This is a genomic window from Pannonibacter sp. SL95 (genome assembly GCF_026672425.1).
Taxonomy (GTDB): domain Bacteria; phylum Pseudomonadota; class Alphaproteobacteria; order Rhizobiales; family Stappiaceae; genus Pannonibacter.
Genome location: NZ_JAPPRC010000003.1, coordinates 465,177 through 483,522, shown reverse-complemented (window position 1 = coordinate 483,522; position 18,346 = coordinate 465,177). Strand labels below are relative to the sequence as shown.

The window sequence follows — 18,346 nt, the reverse complement described above, 5'->3', positions numbered from 1 at the left end:
GGCCGATAAGCGCCAATGACTTGACAAAATCACCGCGCCGTAATTAGTTCGCTCACAGAACGAATAAATAACCAGGTAGCGGAACAGGCACCTCCCTTGAGCGACAGCCCGAGCATTTCCCGGCAGTTTTCCCTTTGCACGGTCATGGAGACGATCGTGCATTGCGGGCCGATCTCGCGGGCCAGCATCGCCAAGCAGACCGGCCTGTCAAAGCAGACGATCTCCGAGATTGCCCGCCAGCTCGAGGAAGACGGCTGGATCCGGGAGACCGGTCGCACCAGCGGTCACGTCGGCCGCACCGCCATCACCTATGAAATCGTCCCCGAGGCCGCCTGCATCGCTGCCATCGATCTTGGTGGACGCAAGCTGCGCGCCGCCATCGCAGACCTCGCCGGCAACGTGCTGGCGGAAGTCACCGAGCCGACCGATCTCCGCGGCGGTCGTCATGTGGTCGAGCAGATTGCAAGCCTTGCCCACCGGACGGCCGAACATACCGGCATCCCGTTTGAGAAGGTTCGCCTTGCGATCGTCGGGGTTCCGGGCGCGCCTGACCGCACCACCGGCCGCGTCCTGATGGCACCGAACATTCCCGGCCTCGATGAATTCGATGTCAGCAGCGCGCTTGCCGAGCTGCTCGGCACGGACGTTGTTCTGGAAAACGACGTCAATCTTGCCGTGATCGGCGAACGCTGGGCGGGAAGCGCAAACGGGATCGATGATCTCGCCTATATCGCCATCGGCACGGGCATCGGTGCCGGTGTCATGGTGGGCGGGGAGCTGGTGCGCGGAGCGGGAAACGCCGCCGGCGAACTCGGGTTTCTGCCCTTCGGAAGTGACCCGTTTGAGCCCGAGTCGCTCAAGGTTGGCGCTCTCGAGCGCGCAACGGCAACTGCCGGCATCTGCGCCCGGTATCAGGCCCTGACCGGACGCAAGGCCGATGTCCCGACGATCTTTGCTGCCGCCTCGGGAGGCCAGGTCGAGGCCGGACGCGTGCTGAACGAAACGGCACACCATCTGGCTCTCACCATCGCTGTTCTGAGTGCCGTGACCAATCCAAGACGCGTTGTACTGGGCGGCTCGATCGGCCGCCGGATGGAGCTGGTCGAACGGATCCGCGCCCTGTTGCCGTTGTGTGTGCCGTTGCCGGTGGAGATCGGTGTGTCGTCGCTGGGCTCGCGGGTCACACTGGTCGGAGGCGTCGCCATCGGTCTCAGCCATCTTCATTCCGCCCTGTTTTCAGGCGGCGTTCCGGGGGCCCAGATCAGCCTGCCCCCGGCCCGGGTCAGCATCGTTGCTGGCTCATCAGTCACGCTTCAATCCGGCCCGTTGGCCTGAACCCGAGGGAACCGACCCAAGATGACGGACGTTGCTGCCCTTGCCGAGCGCCTGCGCGCCGCGGTTGATAGTGATCGGGTCATTGCGCTGCTGCGCGGCGCAGTCGCCTGCAATTCAATCACGGGCAACGAGGCCTCCATGGTCGCGTACCTTCAGCCCGAAATGCAGCGATTGGGCCTCGCGCCACAGACGGCAGACTTCCAGCCCGGCCGCCCGAACATCTGGGGCGAGCGGAAGGGAACGGGCACTGGGCCGCGTCTCCTCTTCATGGGGCACACGGACACGGTGCATGTGAAGGGCTGGGCCGAGAAATGGGCAGGGACCGAGCGCGAGAACCCCTTTGGCGGTGCGCTGGTCGATGGCGAGATCTGGGGACGCGGCACTGGTGACCTGAAGGCCGGCATCTGCACCAGCCTCGCCGCCCTTGACCTCCTCGACCGTGCAGGGATCAAGCTTGCCGGCGATGTTGCCTATGCCTTTGTCGGTGACGAGGAAAGCGGTGAGGAAGGCACCGGCGTCAGCGCTGGCGTCAATGCCTACACGCGGCTGGTCGAGACGGGCGCGGTCGCCCGTCCGGACTTCGCCGTCTATGTCGAGCCGACGCAACTCAATGTGTTGACAGCCCAGATGGGCTTCTTCATCGCCGATCTGACCCTGACCGGAAGATCAGCCTATTTCGGCGTGCCGGAGCAAGGGATCGATGCCTTGAAGGCCGCGCACCGGCTGCAGACGGCCCTCTTTGCCCATTCGGATGCAATCGCCATCCGGGCGGAGCATCCGCTTGTTAGCCGCGCCTTCCTGCTGATCACGCATCTGGAGGCCGGCGGATACATTGCCGTTCCGGGAACCTGCCGTCTCTCCCTGATCCGCAAGCTGCTGCCCGGCGAAAGCCTCGACACGGCGGTGGCGGAGTTCGAGGCTGCGGCACGTGGCAGCCTGACAGGCACGACTGTCCACCTCGACATCCGCTATCCGGCAGGCCGGGACCACGCCTTTGGCGGCTCACCCGCCGAGATCGATCCCGAACACCCGGCCGCCCTGCTCATGTCCGCAGCCATTGGCGCGGAGTTGCAGGGCAAGGGTGCCATCGCAGGGGCACCCTACTGGTCGGAATCGCCGTTCCTGATCAACCGCCTTGCCTGCCCGGCGATCTATTGCGCCCCGGGCGACATTAGCAACTGCCACACCCTCGAGGAACGGGTGAACGTAGCGGACTACCTCAGCGGCATCGTCGCCTTTGCCAGCTTCATTGCAGCCTATTGCGGTGTTCAGGGAACCTGACACCACGCCAGTCGTACAGTAACGGGAGGAACTGACATGACATTGACCAAGCTTCTCGGCGCGCTCTCCGTAGCCGCCCTTCTTGCATCCACACCGGCCCTGGCCCAGACCACGGGCCCGAAAGGCGAAACCGCCGTCGCCTCCAGCACCGTCTCCGTCAGCGACGCCCAGGCGGCCAAGCTGAAGACAGGCGGTCACAAGGCAGCGCTTCTCTGGCATGACCAGTCCGACTTCGTGAACGCGGTCACCGCCGGTGCATCGGACGAATTCGCCCGCCTCGGCATCGAGGTCGTCGCCACCACCAGCGCCGGCTTCGACGCGGCCAAGCAGCGCTCCGACATCGAGACGGCGCTCGCCAAGAAGCCGAACATCATGCTCGCCCTGCCGCTGGATCCGGTCACCTCGGCTGCCGCCTTCAAGGAAGCCAAGGAGGCTGGCGTGAAGCTCGTCTTCCTGTCCAACCTGCCGAAGGACTATGTCCATCCGGCCGACTATGCGGCCATCGTCACCGACGACCTGTTCCAGATGGGCAAGCAGGCAGCGGACGCTCTGGCCAAGTCCATGGGTGGCAAGGGCACGGTCGGCTGGATCTATCACGACGCCGACTATTACGTGACCAACCAGCGCGACAACGCCTTCAAGTCGACCATCGAGAAGGACTATCCCGGCATCAAGATCGTCGCTGAAGAGGGCATCTCCGACCCGGCCCGCGCCGAGGAAATCGCCAACGCGATGCTGCTGAAGAATCCGGATCTCGGCGGCATCTATGTCACCTGGGCCGGTCCGGCCGAAGGCGTGCTCGCAGCCCTGCGTGCCAACGGGAACAAGACGACCAAGATCGTCACCCTCGACCTGTCCGAGCCGATTGCCCTCGACATGGTGAAGGGCGGCAATGTCGCCGCCATCGTCGCCGATGAGGCCTATGAGCTCGGCCGCGCCATGGCGGCGACCGGCGCGCTGGCCCTCCTTGGTGAACCGACCCCGGCCTTCATCGTCGCCCCGGCGGTCACCGCCAATGCCGACACGGTCGCCGAAGCCTGGCAGCAGTCGCTGCGCAAGGACGCTCCCAAGAGCGTGCTGACCGCAAAGTAAGCTCACGACTGCGCCCGGCCATCGTCGCCCGGCCGGGCGCCTGTCCCATCCCTGACAACAGGCCTTCAACGGGCCCGGCAAGGCCGGTCCGGAAACGGAACTCCCATGTCCACCAACACGTCCCTGAAGCCGGTCGCCCGGGTGCCGCTCACGTCGCGGCTGGAGCCGCAGCAATTCGTGCTCTACCTCGGCTTTGCCGCCATCTTCCTGTTCTTCGCCGTCACTCTGGCCGATGACGGCTTCCTGACGACGCGCAATCTCTCCAACATCGTGCTGCAGACGGCGCCGGCCACCGTGATGGCCATCGGCCTCGTCTTCGTGCTCTCCGCCGGCGAGATCGACCTGTCCTTCGGCTCCATCGTCGCCGTTTCTGCGCTTGCGGCCGCCGTCGTCATGCAGGAACACTCGCTGCTTCTTGGCGTGCTTGCCGGACTGGGCGCAGGCGTTGCCATCGGCTGGCTCAACGGCATGCTCGTGGCCTATCTCGGCCTGCCGTCCTTCCTGGTCACGCTGGCCACCATGGGCCTCTTCGCCGGCCTTGCCCGCTCGATGACGGACCTGCGCTCGATCCCGGTCGTCAACGAGGCTTTCACCGGCTTCTTCGGCTCCGGCAGCCTGCTGGGCATTCCCTCGCTGATCCTGTGGACCCTCGGTGCCGTCATCGTCGGCCACATCGTCTACCGCGAAACCCGCTTCGGCGCGCATGTGGTGGCCACCGGCGACAATGCCCGCGCCGCCCAGGTCTCCGGAATCAAGGTGCCGCGCCTGCGCCTCACCGTCCTGATGCTGAGCGGGCTCTGCGCCGGTCTCGCCGGGCTGCTCTATGCCGGCCGCCTGCAGGCCGCCAAATACACGCTCGGCGAAAGCGACCTGATGACGGTGATTGCCGCCGTCATCGTCGGCGGCACGGCGCTGAATGGCGGCAAGGGCACCATCGTCGGCGCGCTCGTCGGCTCGCTGCTGATGGGCATGCTCAACAACGGCCTCATCCTGATGGGCCTGTCCGTGTCCGACCAGATGATCGTGCGCGGCCTCATCATCCTCGTTGCCGTCGCCATCTCGCTGCGCGACACCACCCGATAGAAGGAACCCGGATCATGTTTCTCGACCTTCTGCGCCGCCGCAACCCGGCCTTCGTCGAAGCGGCCATGGCCCTGCACCGGGCCGGACAGATCCCCGCCAACGCCTATGTGCTCGACCTAGACACGGTGGAAGACAACGCTCGCCTGTTCAAGGCAGAAGCTGACCGCCATGGGCTGAAGGTCTTCGCCATGACCAAACAGGTCGGGCGCAACAGCGGCTTCTCGCGCGCCGTCCTGCGCGGCGGCATCGACCGGGCGGTTGCCGTCGACATGGCCTGTGCCATCGCCTGCCACAAGGCGGGCCTGAAGACTGGGCACCTCGGCCACCTCGTCCAGGTGCCGCGCTTCGAGGCCGCCATGGCTGCCCGCGACCTTCAGCCGGATTACTGGACCGTTTTCAGCGACGACAAGGCGGCGGAAGCTGCGTCCGCTGCCAAGGCCGCCGGTCGCACGCAGAACCTGATGGCGCGCATCCACACCGCCGGCGACACGTTCTATAAGGGGCATGAAGGCGGCTTCCCGGCCGAAGACATTGCCGCTGTGGCTGACCGGCTTGACACGCTGGACGGCGCCCGCTTCGCCGGCCTCACCTCCTTCCCGGCGCTGCTCTATGACAACGCCACACGCACGGTGAACCCGACGCACAATCTCACGACGCTTGCCCGCGCTGCCGATGCCCTGCGAAAGGGCGGCCGCGCCGAGGTTGAAATCAACGCGCCCGGAACCACCTCCTCCGCCGTGCTGCACCACCTTGCCAATGCCGGCGCAACCCAGTGCGAACCGGGCAATGGCCTGCACGGCACCACGCCGTTGCACGCGATGGAAGACCTGCCGGAGCGTCCGGCCGTGCTCTATCTTACTGAGGTCTCGCATCTGCACCAGGGCCGCGCCTACTGCTTCGGCGGCGGTCTCTATATCGATCCGGTGTTCCCCGACTACGGCCTCAAGGCCCTTGTGTCGGCGGAGCCCACCGTGGCCGACGCCGCACTGCGCCCGGTCGAGATCCCGCCGCCCTCGGCCATCGACTATTACGGCATGATCGACTGTGGGGGGCATCCGGCCCCCAAGAGCGGCGATACCGTCGTCTTCGGCTTCCGCGGACAGGCCTTCGTCAAGCGCGGCTACATCGTCGGCGTCCGCGGCATCGCCTCCGGCGCGCCTCAGGTCGAGACCATCGAGAACATCTTCGGTCAGGCCGAGCCCTGGCCCAACCTGAGCTGACCGCCATGACAGACAAGACCGAGACTTCCCTCACCCATGGCCGGCCGATGCTGGAACTGACCAACATCCACAAGGCCTTCGGCGGCGTCGTCGCCATCGAGGACTTTTCCCTGACCGTCCGCGCCGGTGAGATCGTGGCTCTTGTCGGCGACAATGGTGCCGGCAAGTCGACGCTGATCAAGATCATCTCCGGCGTCTACACGCCCACCTCCGGCTCCATCGCGCTGGACGGCGCTCCGGTGCAGTTCTCCGATGCGAGTTCTGCAAGAGCGAGCGGCATCGAGGTGGTCTATCAGGATCTGGCGCTGGCCGATCATCAGCCGGTCTACATGAACCTGTTCCTCGGCCGCGAGAAGACCAAGCCCCCCTTCGGCCTTCTCGACCGCAAGGCGATGATGCAGGAAACCCAGGCGCTGGTGGACGAACTGGACGTGCGCATCCCCTCCGCCCGGGCCACCATCAAGGATCTCTCCGGCGGCCAGCGCCAGGGCATCGCCATCGCGAGGGCCACGCACTGGGCGAAGAAACTGGTGCTGCTCGACGAGCCGACGGCAGCGCTCGGCGTTGCGGAAACGGCCAAGGTGGAGAAGATCGTCGAGGCCCTGCGCGCCCGGGATCTCGCCATCCTGATCATCAGCCACAGCCTCGATCAGGTCTTCCGCCTCTCCGACCGGATCTGCGTATTGCGCCGGGGCAAGCAGATCAGCGTGCGCGAGACGGCAAAGACCGACAAGAACGAGATCGTCTCGATGATCACCGGCGTCCACTGAGCGACTGCACGGAAGGGCGCAACGCCGGTGTTGCGCCCTCTTTCCCTAGCGCGTCAGCCGCAGGTAGAGCTTGGGCAGCCGGTCGGGGAGCGCGGTGACGCGGTCGATCTGGATCACGTTCTGGCGTCCGAAGATCCGCGACAGATAGGTGTCTCCCGTCCGGTCCAGCCCGACGCAGAACACGTCGATCCCGGCACCCGCCGCTTCCTGCACCGCCTTGCGCGCATCTTCCACCAGATGTTTCGGATCGTTGACGTCGATGTCCGACGGCTCGCCGTCGGTGATGATCAGCACCAGCCGGCGGTGCGTCGCCATCGGCTGGATGTCGCGCGTGGCCATGCGCAGGGCCCCGCCCATGCGGGTCGACAGGCCCGGCCTCAACCCCGCCAGTCGCGCCTTGGCCCGTGTGTCGAAGGCCTCGTCGAACCGCTTGATGCGGTGATAGCGCAAGTCCTCCCGACCATCCGAGTGGAAGGCGGACAAGGCGAAGGGATCGCCGGCCTCGGCCATCGCAGCGGCCAGATGGGCTGCCGCCTCGCGAAGGATGGAGAACACCGAGACCGGCGAACCGTCGATCGTGTCCTTGGTGGATTCGGAAATATCCAGGAGCACGAGAACCGAAAGATCGCGGGAATTGAGCGTGCGGGTCTCGTAGACCCGCGTGTCGGGAGCGTGCCCTCCGGCCAGATCAATACGCGCCCGAAGGGCAGCCTCCAGATCGAGCCGGTCGCCTTCGGCCTGACGGCGCAGCCGCACCGGTTGGCCCGCGCGCGCCTGCCGGATCAGCGCGCTGGTCCGCCGCACCAGGTCCGGACGCTCGGAGAGGAGCCGGTCGATGATGGCCGCCGGCGCCAACCTCGGCGGATGTTCCATCACCTGCACCCAGTCTGGCCGGTGCCGGTGACTGACGAGATCCCATTCCGGCAGCCGGCAAAGCGGGAACGCCGCCTCAGGATCGGCTTCGGTCAGCCGCACCGGACTGACCTCGTCTCCCCCCTCTTCGGTCCGGCGGCGGTCCGGTTCCTCGGTCTGTGTTTCCCGCTGCTCGATGCGCACGGAAATGGAGATTTCGTCGGGAGTCCCCTGCTCCTGGTCCGGCAGGTCGAACTGCCACAGACCCAGATTGTCATCGCGGTAGAGCGGCTGCACAGCATAGGTCTTGGAATTGAACTGCAGCCGCATCTGGCCGAGATCATTGCCGAGCCCACTGCCGATCCGCCGCAGCACATCCGGGTCGTCCCAGCTGTCCCGCGCCGCGCGGAAGGCCGCGCGCCCCTTCTGCACGAAGGGATCGGGATCCTCGTGGTCGGGGTCCGCCAGGACCCGCGCCAGCCGCGCCAGCAAGGCCTCCGCCGTCCCGCCTTCGGTCGGCGCGGTGTGGAACGGCAGCCACAGCCGGTTGAGGCCGGGGTACTGCGCAAGCGCCAGATGCTCGGCCCGCGCATCCTCAAGGAGCGAGATCAGCGCGATCTGCAACGGCTTCAGCGCCTTGGCCGGACGCGGCCGCCCGGAATGGGCCAGATGCGCACCGATGTGCAGCGCCGCCGCCTTCATCAAGGTGACGGCCGCCTCCCCCCGCACGCCGCGATAGGCATCGGGCAGGAACAGGATGCGACCATCGAAGCTGGACCGGCGGGCGGTCTGGGCCCCGCCCGCCGGTGAAGGGCGGATCACGGGCTCGACCGACCAGAGCGCCGTAACCAGACCCTTGAGACGTGGCTCCAGCCGGGCAAGCGGCACATCGGCCGCCTCGCGCAGGAGGAGCGTTTCGGCCCGCGGATCGCGGAAGGCAAACAGGGCCTGGCGCAGGTCTTCCCGGCCTGCCGCCAGGTCGATCAGCGCCCCGGCAAAGCCGGCAAGACCGCGTGCGCCCAGCCGGCCGAGGAGATGGTCGGTCTCACCCGCCAACGCGGCGAGGCTCTCCGGCGCGCGCTCGGCCACATCGGCGACCACCGCGAGCCAGGCTGAGAGATCATCGGCATCGCTCAGCCAGCGCAACGCGCGCGGCACGGCAGCCAGGACCAGCGTCGCATCGCCGCCACGCCCGCGGCGGCCGAGTTCGCTGGCCAGCTCCAGGAGCTGGATGAGCGGCTCCGCACCGGCCCTGTCGAACAGCGCCAATGCTGCCGTCGCAAGCGCACGCCGCTGCAGGCTCGCAGGCTGGAACCGGTCACAGAAGGTGGCGGCCGCCCGCTCCAGCGCCGCCCGATCCTCCGCCGACACGCGCGCCATTAGTCCGGACAGCAGCCGATCCGTCGCGGATCCGGCAGACGCCGCAACGGTCAGCGGGCCTGGCCTGTCCGCCTCTGCCAGTTGGGTCATCCCGGCCACCCTCTTACTGGCACGCCGCAATGGCGTCCGTCAGGCTGGCCCGCAGGTCCGGGTCGTCGGTGATCGGCAGGACCAGCGCCATCTGGCAGGCCGCAGTGAGCGAGATGCCGCGCGCCATCAGGCGCCCGGCCTGGATCAGCATGCGCGTCGAGGCGCCTTCATCAAGGCCATGGCCCTTCAGGTTGCGCGAGCGGTCGGCGACCCTCACGAGAAGCGTGGCCGTTGCCTCGTCGATGCCGGCCTCGCGCGCCACGATCCGGGCTTCGCGTGCGGCGTCGGGATAGGTGAAGTCGAGCCCGACAAAGCGCTGCTTGGTGGATTCCTTCAGGTCCTTCAGCACGCTCTGGTAGCCCGGGTTGTAGGAGATCACGAGCTGGAAGTCGGGATGGGCCCGCACCAGCTCGTTCTTCTTGTCGAGCGGCAGGATGCGGCGGTCGTCGGTGAGTGGATGGATCACCACGGTCGTGTCCTGCCGCGCCTCGACGATCTCGTCGAGATAGCAGATCGCTCCGTGGCGCACGGCCAGCGTCAGCGGGCCGTCGTGCCAGACGGTGCCGTCCGCATCGAGCAGGAACCGCCCGACCAGATCGGACGCGGTCATGTCCTCGTGGCAGGCGACGGTCACCAGCGGCCGGCCGAGCCGCCAGGCCATGTGCTCGATGAACCGCGTCTTGCCGCAGCCGGTCGGCCCCTTGATCATCACCGGCTGGCGCAGGGCATGGGCGGCGGTGAAGAGGTCGATCTCGTCCGCCTGCGGGGCGTAGAAGGGTTCGTCGGCAAGGAAATACGGCGCAAGGACCATCGTCTGGCTCACTCTGGATGCAATCTTTGGAAAAAGAGGCCGGCGGCGGATGGGACGCCGCCGGCAAGTCCATCAGCGGTGGACAGGGGTCTTCTCGTTCGGGATGCCGTCAATCGGGCACTCGGCCGTTCCGGCAGTGGACCGGGTCATGGCCTCGACCATTTCGCGGGTGCCCTCCGGATCACTGATCCACTTCTGGTAGAAGTCATAGGGGCAGGCCGCGACGCCCTTGGAGCTTTCACCGGAGTTGATCATGCCGGTGTAGCCACGGTGAACGAGCTTGTAGAGGTGGTTCTGCGACTGCATGTTGCGCCGCGCGTCACGGATCATCGAGACGGAGAGCGGCGCATACTGGATGCCGTAATCCTCCTCGCCGCACTCGCCGAGCGTCCGGCCGTCGAAGCCGACGATGGCCGAGTGGCCGAAGTAGGAATAAACGCCGTCGAAGCCGGCCGCATTGGCCACCGCCACATAGACGTTGTTGGCGAAGGCCATGGCCTTGGAGATGATGATCTGCTGCTCCTTGGCCGGGTACATGTAGCCCTGGCAGCGGACGATCAGCTCGGCGCCCTTCATGGCACAGTCGCGCCAGATTTCCGGATAGTTGCCGTCATCACAGATGATCAGCGAGATCTTCATGCCCTTCGGGCCTTCCGACACGTAGGTGCAGTTGCCCGGATACCAGCCCTCGATCGGCACCCACGGCATGATCTTGCGGTACTTCTGGACGATCTCGCCTTTGTTGTTCATCAGGATGAGGGTGTTGTAGGGCGCCTTGTTCGGGTGCTCCTCGTGCCGCTCGCCGGTGAGCGAGAACACGCCCCAGACATTGGCCTTGCGGCAAGCTTCCGCGAAGATGGCGGTTTCCTCGCCCGGCACCTGCGAGGCGGTCTCGTACATCTCCTTGCTGTCGTACATGATGCCGTGGGTCGAGTATTCCGGGAAGATCACGAGATCCATGCCTGGCAGCCCGATCTTCATGCCCTCGACCATCGCCGCGATCTTGCGGGCATTCTCGAGCACTTCGGCCTTGGTATGAAGGCGCGGCATCTTGTAGTTGACCACCGCCACGCCGACGGTGTCATTGCTGCTGGAAATATCGCCGTGATGCATGCTTGTTCCTCCGGTGGAGTGGTTGGGACCCTCGCGTCTTGCTTGAATGGGCCTGGTCGCCTTACACCGCCATGTGGCGGTGGATGAGGTCGTCGGTCAGCCCTGCGATAGGTCCGGATGCGACCACGCGTCCCTTTTCGAGGATCGCGAAGTCGGTGCTGGCGCGCCGTGCGAACGCGATGTTCTGTTCCACGAGCACGATGGTGATGCCGAAGCGTCGGTTCAGCGACAGGATCGCCTCCTCGATCAGTTCGACGATGTTGGGCTGGATGCCCTCCGCCGGCTCATCCAGCAGGATGATGCGCGGGTCGGTCATCAGCGCCCGGGCGATGGCCAGCTGTTGCTGCTGACCGCCCGAAAGGTTGCCTCCAGCGCGGCCACGAAACTCGCGCAGGATCGGGAACATGTCGAAGACGAGCGCCTCCAGCTCCTTGCCGCGGTCGCTGGTGCGGGCAAAGCCGCCGAGCTGCAGGTTCTCGTAGACGGTGAAGCGCGGCAGGATGCCTCGTCCCTGCGGCACGTAGCCGATGCCGGCGCGGGCTCGTTGATGGGTCGCCATCCGGTTGATGTCCTGACCATCGAGGCGGATCTCTCCCTCGGTCCGGTCGAGGAGGCCGAGCATGGCGCGCATCAGCGTCGTCTTGCCGACGCCATTGCGGCCAAGCACCGACAGGAAGGCGCCCGTACCGACGCTCAGGTCGATACCCTGCAGGGCACGCGAGTTGCCGTAGAAGCCGTCGAGTTTGCTGATCTCAAGCACCGTGGATCCCCATCGAACCGAGGTAGACTTCGCGCACGCGCTCGTTGGCGCTGATCTCGTCCGCCGTGCCTTCGGCGAGCAGCGAGCCCTGGTGCATCACCGAGAGGACGTCGCCGATGTCGCGCACGAAGCCCATGTCGTGCTCGACGACGATGATCGTGTGCTTGCCCTTGAGGCGGTTGCAGATGTCGGCCGTCTTGCGCGTTTCCTGCGCCGTCATGCCGGCAGTCGGCTCGTCGAGCAGGATCAGCTCACTGTCCTGGGCAAGCAGCAGGGCAATCTCGAGCCACTGCGTCTGGCCATGCGACAGGTTGGCCGCCGGCTCGTCCAGCTGGTCGGCAAGCCCCACGAACTCCGCCAGATGCTCCAGCCCGTCGCCGGAGCGCCCGCGCCGGAAGAGGTTCGCGAAAACACCGGGCTGACGGCACAGCGCCACCTCCAGGTTTTCGCGCACCGACAGCTGGCGGAACACGCTGGGGACCTGGAACTTGCGGCCAACCCCGGCCCGCGCGATCTCGAAGTCTTCCATTGTGGTCAGATTTTTGTCACCCAGCCGGATCTCGCCGCTGAGCGCACGGGTCTTGCCACAGATGAGGTCGAGGGCGGTGGTCTTGCCCGCACCATTGGGGCCGATCAGGCAACGCAGCTCGCCCTTGTTGACGCTGAGGTTGAGATTGTTGACCGCGCGAAAGCCGTTGAAGCTGACACAGAGATCGACAAGTTGCAGATGCACGGCGCTCATGACTTGTCTCCCGTCTTGGAGGCGGACACCTCGGCGAGCGCAGGACGCAGGGCAGCGCCCTCGCTGCGCCGGGATGACTGCGCGAGGCGATTGCGGATGAGGGTGACAAGGCCGGCAAGGCCATTGGGCAGGAACAGAACGACCAGCACGAAGGTCACGCCCATCACCAGCGTCCAGCTGTCGAGGAAGGCTTCGCTTTCGGAGAGGGCGCCCTGCATCCCGGCAATAAGGATTGCGCCGATGAGGGCTCCGACGAGGCTCTGGCGACCACCGACGGCACACCAGATGACGATGGACAGCGACAGCGGCACATCGAGGAATGTCGGCGAGGCGAATTCCATCACCACGGTGTAGAGCATGCCCGCCAGACCGGCGACGGCAGCCGAAACCGACATGGCGAGGATCTTGAAGGCCGCGACGTCGTAGCCGAAGAAGCGCACCCGCCGTTCGTCATCGCGGATCGCCTGGAAGATCAACCCGGCCTTGCTGCGCGTCACGGCCAAACAGGCAAACAGCGACACGGTCAGGCAGGTCGCCACCAGATAGTAGGTTGATGCGGAATAGGCATCGAATTCAAAGCCGAACAGCTCCAGCTGGGCCAGGTCCGTGATGCCGTTGAAGCCGCCGGTGTAGCTCTGCAGGTCGATGATCAGCAGGTTGCCGACGACCAGCGCGGCCAGCGTGATGATGGCAACAAAGACGCCCGTGACGCGGCCGCGGAACATGAACCAGCCAAGCAGCGCCGCAATCAGCACCGGAACGAGGATCCCGGCGATGATCGCAAATGTCATCGACTGGAACGGCACCCAGGCAAGCGGCAGGCGTTCCACGTTGTTCCAGACCATGAAGTCCGGCAGGCCTTCAGAGCCGGTGTGCACCGGAACCGTGCGCAGCTTCAGCGCCATGGCCATGCAATAGGAACCAAGACCAAAGCTCAGCGCCTGACCGAGGTTGAGGATCCCGGCATAGCCCCAGGACAGGGCCAGCGCCATGGCCACCATGCCCAGCACCAGATAACGGGCGATGCGGTTCAGCAGGAAGTCATCGTCTATGCCGAGCGGCACCAGGAAGATCAGCAGGCAGACTGCAGCATAGGCGGCAATCTGCAGGCGGCCGTTGAGGACAGACTCCGATCGCCTTGAGGGAGAAAGAGACACACGTGTCATGGGATCAGCTCCGGACCTTGGTGACGAACAGGCCCTGCGGGCGGAAACGGATGAGGACGATGATCGCAAGCAGCACCAGAGCCTTGGCGATTGTGTCGTTCGACACATAGGCAAGCGAGCCGGACATCTGGCCGAGCAGCGCAGCGCTTGCGACCGTTCCGAACAGGCTCTGCACGCCGCCGAGAACGACAACGAAGAAAGCGTCGACCACATAGGCTGCGCCCATTTCCGGGCTCACACTCTTCAGCGGCGCCACCAGCGCACCTGCGAGACCGGCAAGGCCCGCGCCATAGGCAAAGGTCAGGCTGTAGACCTTGTCGGCATTGACGCCGAAGCACATGGCGGTGTTGCGATCCTGCACGACAGCACGCAGCCGCGTGCCGAAGGAGGTTCGGAACATCAGTGCCCAGGTCGCGGCAAACAGGGCGGCGACGAACAGGAAGACAAAGACGCGGTAGGACGAAACACCGACGCCAAGGATCGATACTGTCCCGGAGAAAATCTCAGGCATGCCGACGTAACGCAGCTCTCCGCCCGCCGTCAGGCGGATGACCTGTTGCAGCACCACGCCGATGCCCCAGGTTGCCAGCAACGTGTCGAGTGGCCGGGCGTACAGGAACCGGATCACCCCGCGCTCAGTCGCCCAGCCGAAGGCCCCGACCCCGATAAAGATGAAGACGAGGCTGGACAGGAGATCCAGCCCGAACACGCTGTTGAGCGCCCAGGCCCCATAGGCTCCGAGCATGACGAACTCGCCATGGGCCATGTTGATGACGCCCATGGAGCCGTAGATGATCGCCAGACCCAGCGCGACGAGCAGCAGGATGGAACCGATGCTGAGGCCGGTGATGACTTGTTGAAGAATGAAATCCACGGGCGTGCTCCCTCGCCAGCCGCATTGCCTCTCGAAAGCCCCGCCGCAGACCCCGGCGCTGGAGAGCGCCGGGGAAACAGGGGCTTGTCTTTTGCAGGAGAACGTTCGCTCAGCTTTCCTTCAGGCCATCCGCCGTGCACGCTTGGCCGGGATAGGCAGCGTACGGGTTCGGCGCGATCCATTCGGGGAAGCTCTCCAGCACCTCGAACTGGCCGTTTGACTTCGCCATGGCGATCTTTGGCCAGAGGAAGGTGTGCAGGTTTTCCGGCTCGATGCGGATGCGGCCTTGCGGAGCGATCAGCTCCTGGCCCTTGACCGCTTCACGGATGGTGGGCGGGTCGATCTCGCTGCCAGCCAGCTTCTCGACAGCCTGCTTGAACAGGTAGACCTGGAAGTAGGACGGCTCGGACACGAAATGGGTGACCTTGTCGTCGCCCCAGCGGCGCTTGTAGGCAGCCACGAACTTCTCGTTCTCCGGCGACTGGTGCACCATGAAGTAGGGCGCGGAGGTGAAATGCCCGGCTGCCGCTTCACCGCCCATGGCTGCGACTTCGTTTTCCGACGTCGTAAGGCTGGCCATCGGCATCTTTTCCGGATCGAGACCGGCCGCGCGGTACTGGCGGTGCAGCGCCACGACGGAATCGCCGACAACGGTCGAGAAGATGACGTTCGGCTGCGTGCTCTGGATCTTGTTGATGACCGAAGAGAACTCGGAATGGCCGAGCGGCACGTATTCCTCGTTCACCACCTCACCGCCGAGTTTCTCGAGCAGCTTCTTGCAGTAGTTGTTCTCTTCCTTCGGATAGATGTAGTTCGAGCCGATCAGGTAGAACTTCTTGCCGAATTTCTGCACCAGCCAGGGGATGAACTCATCCTGCTGCTGGTTCGGTACGGCACCGGTGTAGATCACGTTCTTCGAGCATTCGCGGCCCTCGTAGAGGGTCGGATACCAGTAGAGATTGTCGCGCTTCTCGAACACCGGGAGCACGGCCTTGCGGCTGGCCGAGGTGTAGGAGCCGAACACCGACACGCACTTGTCGCCAACGACAAGCTTGCGGGCCTTTTCGGCAAAGGTGGCCGGATCGGACGCCGGATCCTCGACGATCGGCACGATCTTCATTCCGTTGATGCCACCAGCGGCGTTGATCTCCTCGATCGCCAGCAGCGTCGCCTTGTTGAGCGACTCCTCGATGATGCCCGTCGTACCGGTCAGCGAGAACAGGACACCCACCTTGATCTCGCCATTGGCGGCGCGCGCCAGCGACATGTTCTTGTTCCAGATGTGTGGGAACCCGGTTGCGGCAAAGGCGCCGGTGGCGGCAATGCCTTTCAGGAAACTGCGTCTTTTCATGGTCATGCAACCCTCCGGTCGGAAATGCGAAAAGCCCCGCGCTGACCGCCTTGCAGGCGGACGGCGTCGAGGCTCCCTTGCCATCGCTTTTTTGTGGGCGGACAACGCCGCGGACATGCAGGACCGAGTTCTGACGACACAGGTTCGTCAAAATAAAAAACCCCGCAAACCGACCCTTAGGATCAATTGCGGGGCACTGATGCCTGCATTTCGGGACGGCCTCGTTGCCATCCGCCGAGCGTTTCTTACGCTCGATTAAATGTTAGCCAAGCAATTCCTGCGAGTCAACAATTGCATTGGCGATTGCGCCAATGGAAACACGTTTTGACATCGCCTGACGACGCAGGAACTGATAGGCATCCTCTTCACTCATGCCTTTGCGATGCATGATGATGGATTTGGCCCTTTCGACGCTGCGCATGTTCCGCAGGTTCTCGTCCAGCTTGTCGATCCGTCCGCGCAGCCGCTGTTCGTAGCGGAAATGATCGCGCGCCAGAGCCAGCGTACATTGCAGGGTCAGGGGATCGACCGGCAGGACCAGAACACCATGGGCCGCTGTGTCACGCAGCAGGTCCGGACGGAACGGCGCATTCTTTGGCAGGAGAGCCACGAGCGCAGACTCGGGTTCTCCCGGCAACCAGGGCACACGGGTCGGCAGATCCTCGACCAGATCGCACAGCAGCATGTCGTATCCGGTCGGCAAGGTCGCCGGAACCGGCCAGACATGTTGCGGCCGGGCCCGCAGCTTCTGCAATTCGCGGATCAGGGCATCGCCCTCACCGGTCCGCTCCGTGATGACGCCGATGCTGACATCGGCAAAGGGAAAGGTCGTCTGTCCGGGACGGGCGACCGGACGCCCCTGGGGCACCGGAGCCGCAACCCGCGAGGAAAGCGACAGCAGGCTGCGGCGTCCGCGTCCGTCCCCGTCTGTCAGGCTCGGTCCCCTGTCAAAACCATTGCTCGGTCTCATGCTCATCAGATCCGCTCTTCCGGTTCAGGCATAGGCAAGGTTCCGCGCGTAGCCGATCAGGTAGGGATCAGCCTTCACCCGGGTTGGAGATTCGTAGACAAGATCAAACTGGCCCTGCCGGTTCGCCTTGCCGATCCGGGTCCACAGATCCGTGTGACCACAGACAGGATTGACGGAAATGTTGCCCTGCGGGGCATCATATTCCGAGCCCATCACGGTGTTGCGCAGGACCTCCGTGTCCAGCGAATTGGTCTCGGCCAGCGTCTTGGCGAAGACGTGCACCTGAAAATAGGCCGCCTCCAGACACATGTTGGTCGACTGGTCCTCGCCATAGCGCTTCTTGTAGAGCTGCACGAAGGAGGAGTTCCTGGCGCCATCGATGCCCTGGAAATAGGGGGCCGCGGTGATATGCCCTTCACCGACGTCGAAGCCCATGGCCTGGATCTCCGCTTCCGTCGTGGTCAGGCTGGCGATGGGCATGACCTTCGGATCAAAGCCCATGTCATGGTACGTCTGATACAGGAAAATCGTGCTGTCGCCGACGACGGTCGAGAAGATGACGTCCGGCTGGGCGGCCTTCACCTCGCGCAGCAGCGGCTGGAACTCTGACCGGTCCGCAGACAGGCGCACATAGCGCTCACCAACCACTTCGCCGCCGCTGTTGGCCACCAGCTCGCGCATGATCCGGTTGCTCTCGCGCGGATAGACGTAATCCGAGCCAATAAAGAAGAAGCGCCGGCCATACATTTCCATCAGCAGGCGGCACAGCTCGACACTGTTCTGGTTGGGCGCAGCGCCCGTGTAGATCACGTTCGGCGAGAACTCGAAGCCCTCGTAAAGCGTCGGATACCACAAGAGGCCGTTCAGCCGCTCGACCACCGGAAGCACGGCCCGGCGGCTGGAGGACGTATAGCACCCGAACATGGTGGTGACGCCGTCCTCGATCATCAGCTTCTTGGCGCAACGGCCAAAGGCGCGGGCTTCGGAGCCCGGGTCATAGATCACCGGTTCGATCGGACGGCCATTGATGCCGCCGGCTGCGTTGATTTCGTCGATGGCCGTCAGCGTGCCGCGCAGCTGCGTTTCCTCGATGACGGCCATGAAACCGCTCTGGGAAAACAACACCCCGACGCGCCATGGGGCGGACGTCTGTTCAGATCCTCTCACCTCGATCCCCTCGTCTGCTGGTCCTGCCTTGCTTCGCCAAGTCATCCAAGCCTTGCGCTGCCGCATCTGGCCAACGCCCAGCGACAGACTGGCCATTGCAAAGCCAGTTTCGTCGTCACACCACCCGACCCCTCGACAGGATGACAGCCGGAACGAAAGACGCTGAACCAACAGAACAAGTCCTGCCAGCATGCGACCTTGCGCAGGCGTCAATGGCGGATCAGGACCGCCAGATCAGCGATGTCTGAGACATTACGCGCACTCTATTCCCCTCAACGCCCTTTGTTGG

The 18,346-nt window shown here is 64.8% G+C and carries 16 protein-coding genes; 6 read left to right on the top strand and 10 right to left on the bottom strand.

Features of this window, described 5'->3' with window-relative positions; all coding sequences use genetic code 11:
* Window positions 1–96 precede the first annotated feature (96 nt).
* The 6 genes from OVA12_RS02780 (at window position 97) to OVA12_RS02755 (ending at window position 6,781) form a co-directional block, all read left to right on the top strand.
* The gene (locus OVA12_RS02780) at window positions 97–1,335 is read left to right on the top strand and encodes an ROK family transcriptional regulator (RefSeq protein ID WP_268134275.1); all 1,239 of its coding nucleotides are present in this window, start codon (window positions 97–99) and stop codon (window positions 1,333–1,335) included.
* A gap of 21 nt (window positions 1,336–1,356) precedes the next feature.
* Complete coding sequence (locus OVA12_RS02775; RefSeq protein ID WP_268134273.1) at window positions 1,357–2,616, top strand: M20 family metallopeptidase; 1,260 nt, start codon at window positions 1,357–1,359, stop codon at window positions 2,614–2,616.
* A gap of 36 nt (window positions 2,617–2,652) precedes the next feature.
* Complete coding sequence (locus OVA12_RS02770; RefSeq protein ID WP_268134271.1) at window positions 2,653–3,708, top strand: substrate-binding domain-containing protein; 1,056 nt, start codon at window positions 2,653–2,655, stop codon at window positions 3,706–3,708.
* Between the two features lie 105 nt (window positions 3,709–3,813).
* Complete coding sequence (locus OVA12_RS02765) at window positions 3,814–4,791, top strand: ABC transporter permease (RefSeq protein ID WP_268134269.1); 978 nt, start codon at window positions 3,814–3,816, stop codon at window positions 4,789–4,791.
* Window positions 4,792–4,805: 14 nt separating this feature from the next.
* Window positions 4,806–6,011, top strand: coding sequence for an alanine racemase (locus OVA12_RS02760; protein WP_268134267.1), 1,206 nt, complete (start codon window positions 4,806–4,808; stop codon window positions 6,009–6,011).
* A gap of 5 nt (window positions 6,012–6,016) precedes the next feature.
* Window positions 6,017–6,781, top strand: a complete 765-nt coding sequence (locus tag OVA12_RS02755; RefSeq protein WP_268134265.1) for an ATP-binding cassette domain-containing protein — start codon at window positions 6,017–6,019, stop codon at window positions 6,779–6,781.
* 45 nt (window positions 6,782–6,826) lie between these two features.
* Here OVA12_RS02755 and OVA12_RS02750 read toward each other — a convergent pair whose 3' ends face one another.
* The 10 genes from OVA12_RS02750 to OVA12_RS02705 all read right to left on the bottom strand — a co-directional run bounded on the left by OVA12_RS02750 (window position 6,827) and on the right by OVA12_RS02705 (window position 18,102).
* Window positions 6,827–9,103 carry a nitric oxide reductase activation protein NorD gene (locus OVA12_RS02750; protein ID WP_268134263.1) on the bottom strand — a complete coding sequence of 759 codons (2,277 nt, stop codon included), beginning with the start codon at window positions 9,101–9,103 and terminating at the stop codon, window positions 6,827–6,829.
* A 13-nt stretch (window positions 9,104–9,116) separates the two neighbouring features.
* Window positions 9,117–9,914, bottom strand: a complete 798-nt coding sequence (locus OVA12_RS02745; protein ID WP_268136985.1) for a CbbQ/NirQ/NorQ/GpvN family protein — start codon at window positions 9,912–9,914, stop codon at window positions 9,117–9,119.
* A gap of 72 nt (window positions 9,915–9,986) precedes the next feature.
* Window positions 9,987–11,027, bottom strand: coding sequence for an aliphatic amidase (locus OVA12_RS02740; RefSeq protein WP_268134261.1), 1,041 nt, complete (start codon window positions 11,025–11,027; stop codon window positions 9,987–9,989).
* Between the two features lie 61 nt (window positions 11,028–11,088).
* The gene (gene urtE, locus OVA12_RS02735) at window positions 11,089–11,787 is read right to left on the bottom strand and encodes an urea ABC transporter ATP-binding subunit UrtE (RefSeq protein ID WP_268134259.1); all 699 of its coding nucleotides are present in this window, start codon (window positions 11,785–11,787) and stop codon (window positions 11,089–11,091) included.
* A complete protein-coding gene (gene urtD / locus OVA12_RS02730; protein ID WP_268134257.1) occupies window positions 11,780–12,529 on the bottom strand; it encodes an urea ABC transporter ATP-binding protein UrtD in 750 nt (249 codons plus the stop codon). Before urtD ends, urtE begins: the two co-directional genes overlap by 8 nt.
* Complete coding sequence (gene urtC, locus OVA12_RS02725) at window positions 12,526–13,695, bottom strand: urea ABC transporter permease subunit UrtC (RefSeq protein WP_268134255.1); 1,170 nt, start codon at window positions 13,693–13,695, stop codon at window positions 12,526–12,528. Before urtC ends, urtD begins: the two co-directional genes overlap by 4 nt.
* Before the next feature lie 4 nt (window positions 13,696–13,699).
* Complete coding sequence (gene urtB / locus OVA12_RS02720; RefSeq protein WP_106751338.1) at window positions 13,700–14,569, bottom strand: urea ABC transporter permease subunit UrtB; 870 nt, start codon at window positions 14,567–14,569, stop codon at window positions 13,700–13,702.
* A gap of 109 nt (window positions 14,570–14,678) precedes the next feature.
* Window positions 14,679–15,926: a transporter substrate-binding domain-containing protein gene (locus tag OVA12_RS02715; RefSeq protein ID WP_268134253.1), complete on the bottom strand. Its 1,248-nt coding sequence runs from the start codon at window positions 15,924–15,926 to the stop codon at window positions 14,679–14,681.
* A gap of 256 nt (window positions 15,927–16,182) precedes the next feature.
* The gene (locus tag OVA12_RS02710; protein WP_268134252.1) at window positions 16,183–16,896 is read right to left on the bottom strand and encodes an ANTAR domain-containing response regulator; all 714 of its coding nucleotides are present in this window, start codon (window positions 16,894–16,896) and stop codon (window positions 16,183–16,185) included.
* A gap of 18 nt (window positions 16,897–16,914) precedes the next feature.
* Complete coding sequence (locus OVA12_RS02705; RefSeq protein ID WP_442793841.1) at window positions 16,915–18,102, bottom strand: transporter substrate-binding domain-containing protein; 1,188 nt, start codon at window positions 18,100–18,102, stop codon at window positions 16,915–16,917.
* Between the last annotated feature and the right edge of the window lie 244 nt (window positions 18,103–18,346).

What these genes read in the sequence shown, in the direction of transcription:
- OVA12_RS02740 (WP_268134261.1), bottom strand. Translation starts at nt 11,027, where the DNA reads ATGCATCACGGCGATATTTCCAGCAGCAATGACACCGTCGGCGTGGCG.
- OVA12_RS02715 (WP_268134253.1), bottom strand. Translation starts at nt 15,926, where the DNA reads ATGACCATGAAAAGACGCAGTTTCCTGAAAGGCATTGCCGCCACCGGC.
- OVA12_RS02745 (WP_268136985.1), bottom strand. Translation starts at nt 9,914, where the DNA reads ATGGTCCTTGCGCCGTATTTCCTTGCCGACGAACCCTTCTACGCCCCG.
- OVA12_RS02710 (WP_268134252.1), bottom strand. Translation starts at nt 16,896, where the DNA reads ATGAGCATGAGACCGAGCAATGGTTTTGACAGGGGACCGAGCCTGACA.
- OVA12_RS02770 (WP_268134271.1), top strand. Translation starts at nt 2,653, where the DNA reads ATGACATTGACCAAGCTTCTCGGCGCGCTCTCCGTAGCCGCCCTTCTT.
- OVA12_RS02765 (WP_268134269.1), top strand. Translation starts at nt 3,814, where the DNA reads ATGTCCACCAACACGTCCCTGAAGCCGGTCGCCCGGGTGCCGCTCACG.
- OVA12_RS02760 (WP_268134267.1), top strand. Translation starts at nt 4,806, where the DNA reads ATGTTTCTCGACCTTCTGCGCCGCCGCAACCCGGCCTTCGTCGAAGCG.
- OVA12_RS02750 (WP_268134263.1), bottom strand. Translation starts at nt 9,103, where the DNA reads ATGACCCAACTGGCAGAGGCGGACAGGCCAGGCCCGCTGACCGTTGCG.
- urtC (WP_268134255.1), bottom strand. Translation starts at nt 13,695, where the DNA reads ATGACACGTGTGTCTCTTTCTCCCTCAAGGCGATCGGAGTCTGTCCTC.
- OVA12_RS02755 (WP_268134265.1), top strand. Translation starts at nt 6,017, where the DNA reads ATGACAGACAAGACCGAGACTTCCCTCACCCATGGCCGGCCGATGCTG.
- OVA12_RS02705 (WP_442793841.1), bottom strand. Translation starts at nt 18,102, where the DNA reads ATGACTTGGCGAAGCAAGGCAGGACCAGCAGACGAGGGGATCGAGGTG.
- OVA12_RS02775 (WP_268134273.1), top strand. Translation starts at nt 1,357, where the DNA reads ATGACGGACGTTGCTGCCCTTGCCGAGCGCCTGCGCGCCGCGGTTGAT.
- urtD (WP_268134257.1), bottom strand. Translation starts at nt 12,529, where the DNA reads ATGAGCGCCGTGCATCTGCAACTTGTCGATCTCTGTGTCAGCTTCAAC.